This window comes from uncultured Campylobacter sp., assembly GCF_938031315.1.
In the GTDB taxonomy this organism is placed as follows: domain Bacteria; phylum Campylobacterota; class Campylobacteria; order Campylobacterales; family Campylobacteraceae; genus Campylobacter_B.
Genome location: NZ_CALHHT010000436.1, coordinates 1 through 5831, shown reverse-complemented (window position 1 = coordinate 5831; position 5831 = coordinate 1). Strand labels below are relative to the sequence as shown.

The window sequence follows — 5831 nt, the reverse complement described above, 5'->3', positions numbered from 1 at the left end:
TATATCCACCTGCTAAAAAAATATTATTAAAATAATGGAAGCAAATTATACCGATAACATAAGCAGCAAAATATATAAAGAATTTATTCTTTATATATTTATGAAATAAATCAAAATAGATATAAAAATAAAAGCCAATTAAAAATACAAATAAATATGGCGCCAGAGATACATTAATAAGTTTATTGATAAATAAATTTCTATCACTACTAGAATTATATATAAAAAATAGTATTGAGATCAGAAAAATACAAGGTAGTATTTTCTTAGTCTTTATATTTATAAAAAAAACAATGGGCAAGACAGCATAAAATACTAGCTCAATCGAGATCGTCCAAAGCGGCGCATTTATCTCGCCTGTACCAAAATACCTACTAGCATCGAGATTGTAAAATTGCAAAAAACTAATCTGAGTAATAAGCCATTTAAAAAAATCAAAGTCAAAATTTAAACCTATAAAAACGCATAAGATTGCTACGCCGATAAAAATATTAACATAAAGCCCTGGATAAATTCTTAAAATTCTATTTTTAATATAAGTTTTTAAATCTTGATTTTTTGCATAAGACATACTTATTAAAAAACCGCTAATCAGAAAAAATACAGTTACGCCGCTAAAATTTAATATACTACTTATGCACCAAGACAAATCACTTTTATTTGCCAAATAGCCATTTGCATGAACAAACATAACTTGAAATGCGGCTATCAATCTTAATAAATTAAAATTATTATTTACTATAATGTTATTATTCATTATAACGCACCAATTTTCATCAACTTTCCATACCCATTTGAATATAACTCAAATTTACTATAATAAAATTCCATGTTTGCCATATCGACAATCTCCAATTTGTCCTCTTTTATCTCAAATTTTCTAATAATTTTTACGCCTTTGTATTCTGCAGAGAGGCTTATAAAATTTTCTCCAAAATCCACCACTTCACATCTACATTCCGCAAACATTCCAAATAGTCCTATCGCTCCCTCACCCCAACTATTTTGCTCCAAATCACCGACTATCGGCGCATTATGAGCCTTGACGCTTCTAAATTCATTCCTCCTGCAAGGAATCGGCGTATAAAGATAGGTGCCGGGGTCCTTCGCTATGTCGCGGCCGTCTATCCACAGCTCGTAGCCCAGCTTATCGTTGTGCGTATGTCCGCCGTGATCATTTTGCCCAAGCGGCGTAGCGCAGATAGCGAGGTAAAATTTGCTGGATTTGAAGATAAAAATTCCGCTGTCTGGATAAAATAGATTTTTGATCTCTTGCGAATTTGGAATTTTAAATTCCATGCTTTTTCGGTACGGTAGTTCGCCGAATTTTATGCCCAAAGCGACCTGGCTTTTGTATGTTTTATCGCCTACTTGCAGCGTGCGTCCCGCAAGAGCTCTCGTAAAACTCCTCTCAAAGCGCATATCGTTTTTAAATATCTCATCGTCAAAAATTCCGCCCATGCAGCTAATTAACGCGGAATGGTTTAAAATATTTTCGTCCCAAAACGGCTCGTCACCGCCCTCAAAGCCGCTTAAATTTAGATATTTTCGCGTGGCCTGTTCATTACTCAAAAACTCGCCGTTTGGGCTAAATTTAAAAAGCCTGCCGCTGTCGTTATCGCCGAATTGCGGCACTTCTCCGTTTGGCTTTGTAATGTCGGCAGTAAACCTGCCGATTTTATACAGCCTGTCCACAAACCACTGCGGCAGCGCTATTTGTCCGTTTAAAATTTTAAATTCCTGCTCCTCCGGTGGTAAAAGTTTCGGCTTTTTGCGCCAAAGCTTTACATCGTAATTTTTTAGCGATGAAATTTTTTCACTTTTTAGACCCAGTATCATAGCCGTAGCATACGCCATCAGCTCGCCGCTTAGGCGGTGATAGCTCGTAGAACTCTCGAAATTTCCGCCATCTTCGTAAAATTCCTTTTTCATTTCGCTAATTATCTCTTGGAGGGCAAACGCTAGCCACGCGTCTATCTCGCCATCGCCGTTCAAATACGCGCACGCAAACAGCAGCCCCACGATGTCGCTTAGATAGTGATTTGACGTAAGATGCGGCGAATACTCCAGATTATTTACGATATGAAGAGCGTGCTCGTAGACGCTATTTGAAAAGGCCTGCTTAAAATTTTGATCTAAAATTCCACCCTCATCCATCTGGCAAAACATATCGTAAGCCGCCAGCATATTAGCTGCCCTAATGCCAACATCCATCGTGCAGGTCCAATTTACGCCCATTCTAGGCGGATTATTGTGGATAAAATCTAAAATTTGGTTTTTAAATTCTTTTAAATTTTGCTCTTTTAGACTCGGATCCGTCATCGCAAAAATAGCAAGCTGCGGCAAGTGCTGAAACCTCGCAAGCTCCCACGGCACTTTTATATCGCTGCCGGGCCTATGGGCTATGCGCTGATCTTTGTACCATTTTTTTTCATCCCACCGAAAGCCGCTTTTAAAATCCTTTTGCCAATCGATCGGCTCGTAGCCCTCTGGCACATTCGCGGGCGCCGCGACATTCATATCGTATTTATAGCCCTCAAGCCCTAGCGCCGCGCTATCATAGCTATTTTTTACCCACCCGCTACCGAGCAGATCAAATTTATGCTCAATGTACATTTTAGATAGATATTTTGCGACATCCGGATCTATGTTTGGCAGGTCGAGCTTTTTTATATTTATAGAATTTAATTTGATTATTGAACAATTGGAATGACTGTATATAGTTTGAGCAAATTTCAAAAGCATATTCTTTTCAATTATATTTTTAATAATATTAAATATTTTATTTAAAATTTTAATTAATATATCTTTATAGGACATATGTTTTATTTTCTTAAAATAGTACACAATCATACAGATAACGCCTTATTCTTATATAATATTCTAAAAAAGGATGAAACATTGATAATAGTATGAGTAATAGTAGTTACTACAGCAACTCCTATAGCGCCATAATCTTTTACTACTAATAAATTAAAAATACAATTAAATGATATTGCTATTAAAGCTATGCTAGATAAAAAACCATAGTCTTTATTTGCAATTATAATATTTACAAGAGGACTAAAGACTAAACCTTGTAATATAGAAAAACAAAAGATGAAAAGAATATAATATGAATATAAATAATTATAACCATTTATGTATATATATATATTTCTGCATAAAAAATAAGCTATAAATATGATAAATCCTATAATACAACTTTTCTTTATCCACTCTAGAGCAAATAGCTTTTGTTTCAAAGCTCCGCTCTTGGCTTCTCTAGACATTTTTGGCAACAGGACAGCATGTATAGAACCCAAAAGTAAAAGTCCTACACTATAATACTTAAAGGCCACACCATAATTAGAAAGTTCATATTCAGATGAATACTTACTTAAAATAAAAATATCAAACTGAGAAAATAATTCTAAAAATATAAAATATAAAATTAAAAATTTATTTTCTCCTAAGTATTCAAAAAAAGAAGCAGCGTTTATATCATATGAATATTTTATATTTTTACTCCTAAAAATTAAATATAAAAAAATACATGCAAAAACCAATTGAGAAATGATAATAGCAACGGCGATATTCTCGAGAGTAATAACATGAAAAATAAAAGATATGGATATAAATACAAATATTAGTAATGGCCTTAATACATTAGCAATATTATAGATCTTAAAATTTTCTTGAGATTGTAAGATAAAAAAAGAAATATTGGATATGCTTTAACGAAATTATTAAGTTTTAAATAAAAGACAGCTAATTGTATTGCCAATATAGGAATCATTATTACCATAGGAAAAATTAAACCGATGATAATATCTGATTTTTCTGTTGTTGCTGTAAATTCATATTTTTTCATATAATATGTGAATAATTATCTTATAATTACCTTTATCTCCTTTATTTTTATATGTTTTTTACTAAAAAATACTCACAGTAATTATACCATGTGTATTTTTTTGAATCAATTTTTCATCTACTTAGATTTGTTCTCTTTTGATAGTTGATTTAGTTTTTTCTTTTTTATTTTAACATGAATTTATTTACCCAATCCATTACTAACCAACCGTACTATTCTTTTATAATTCTTTTGAAATGATTAGCTACACTATTTCAAAAAACGCAATTAACACACCTAAAGCACCCAAGAACGCCTTATTATCTTTTACTTCTAATCAGGAATCGTTTTGTTAAGTACCTTTTTTGATTCATAGACTCTTTATTTTGGAAATTGAGTAAGAAAAAACAGCAAACCTCAGCGGTTTACTGTTTTGATGGTTTAAGATAATCCTTTTTGGGAGAATACCTTATTATTTTCCTCTATGTTTTTGTTTGCGTTTTTCTTGTTTTAATTCAAATTTTCTTCGGTTTTCTAACTCTCTTATTTGCTTACTTTCTTTTTTTCTTTCCAACTTCATTTCTTCTCTTTGTTTCTGTAATGCTAACTGAGATTTTGTTCCTATCCCTACTTGTTTACTTTGTTTTTTTACTTCTCTTTGCAATCTTTTAGGATTGTTCTTTATTTTTTTAACCTTAACTTCTAGGCTTGAACCAAACTTTAAATTTTTATAATTTTTTAAAATAAAATCATATATTTCATAATCCTTTGGTTCTGCACCAAATACTACTCTACATACTGATAACTTATTTTTTTCTACACATTCAAAAACACCTACCCAAAATGGATTATCAAAAAAAACCGTTAATTTGCCTGCTATTTTTTCCATAACAGAACCCTCCTTAATACTTTATTGAAGAATGGACAACCCGGAGGGGAAGGTTACTTACCTAAATAAAATAATTTAGACGACTGGGCTACCTACCAGTTCTAATACATTAAAAAATATATATTGCGTTTTTATCTTCAAATTATTTTCTTATTATACCATATTTCACCTTGATTTTATAGCTATACTTCATACAGCTTTTTCTATATTCTATAAATGCATAAACTGGTCGAATATTCCTGTTTTTATTACAGAAAATTTTGACGATAAAATAAAATTATGTTATACTGGTTATACTAATCATACAAATCATACTTAAAAGGAGGTACTAACATGAAACATCCAGAAGGTAAATATGCTTGGACTGTTAAAGTAGGAGAAAAAGGACAGTTTGTTATACCTAAAGAAGCTCGCGACGTCTTCAATATAAACCCAGGAGATACTTTAATCATTCTTGCCGATATAAATAAAGGTATCGCAATCCCACCTAAAAATATGTTCGCACACTTTATGGATACTATTTTCAATCAAGACGAAGAAAAGAGGGATAACTAATGAACGCTATCACTATCGAAAATCTTACAAAAAAATATGAAAATACCGTTGCTGTAGATAATCTTAATTTATCAATTAAACAAGGAGAATTATTCGCCCTACTTGGTGGGAATGGTGCAGGAAAAACCACAACAATAAAAATGTTGTCTTGTCTAATAAAACCTACAAGCGGTGATGCGTATCTTCTTGGTGATAGTATCACCTCAAATCCTTATACAATAAAGAAAAAAATCAATATCTCTCCACAAGAGACAGCGGTAGCCTCAAATTTATCAGTGTTAGAAAATTTAAAACTCATCGCTGAAATATATGGGCAAGATAGCAAAACATCAAATAAGAACGCTCACGAAATAGCGTGTAAATTTGGATTAGAACAAGAACTAAATAAAAAAGCTAAAAATTTATCCGGAGGGATGCAACGTCGACTCTCTATTGCTATGGCTCTAATTTCAAAACCTCAAATTTTATTTTTAGATGAACCTACCAGTGGATTGGATCCCACTACATCAAAGAAAATTCATAAACTATTACAAGAATTGAAAGAAAAAGGAACAA

6 protein-coding genes are annotated in these 5831 nt (G+C 32.2%); 2 read left to right on the top strand and 4 right to left on the bottom strand.

What is annotated here, in order from left to right:
• From Q0236_RS10885 to Q0236_RS10870, 4 genes are all read right to left on the bottom strand, one after another.
• Positions 1–757 (bottom strand): acyltransferase (locus Q0236_RS10885; RefSeq protein WP_297917790.1); only part of this gene is annotated, 757 nt, incomplete at its 3' end.
• Positions 757–2616, bottom strand: a complete 1860-nt coding sequence (locus Q0236_RS10880) for an alginate lyase family protein (RefSeq protein WP_297917787.1) — start codon at positions 2614–2616, stop codon at positions 757–759. The genes Q0236_RS10885 and Q0236_RS10880, both read right to left, overlap by 1 nt.
• A 233-nt stretch (positions 2617–2849) precedes the next feature.
• Entirely contained in the window at positions 2850–3548 is a 699-nt protein-coding gene (locus Q0236_RS10875; RefSeq protein WP_297917785.1) for a hypothetical protein, read from the bottom strand.
• A 756-nt stretch (positions 3549–4304) separates the two neighbouring features.
• Positions 4305–4721, bottom strand: coding sequence for a YjdF family protein (locus Q0236_RS10870; RefSeq protein WP_297917782.1), 417 nt, complete (start codon positions 4719–4721; stop codon positions 4305–4307).
• A gap of 333 nt (positions 4722–5054) precedes the next feature.
• Here Q0236_RS10870 and Q0236_RS10865 point away from each other — a divergent pair, with 333 nt between their 5' ends.
• Both Q0236_RS10865 and Q0236_RS10860 read left to right on the top strand, forming a co-directional pair.
• Positions 5055–5276 carry an AbrB/MazE/SpoVT family DNA-binding domain-containing protein gene (locus Q0236_RS10865; protein WP_297917779.1) on the top strand — a complete coding sequence of 74 codons (222 nt, stop codon included), beginning with the start codon at positions 5055–5057 and terminating at the stop codon, positions 5274–5276.
• Positions 5276–5831 (top strand): ABC transporter ATP-binding protein (locus Q0236_RS10860; RefSeq protein WP_297917776.1); only part of this gene is annotated, 556 nt, incomplete at its 3' end. The genes Q0236_RS10865 and Q0236_RS10860, both read left to right, overlap by 1 nt.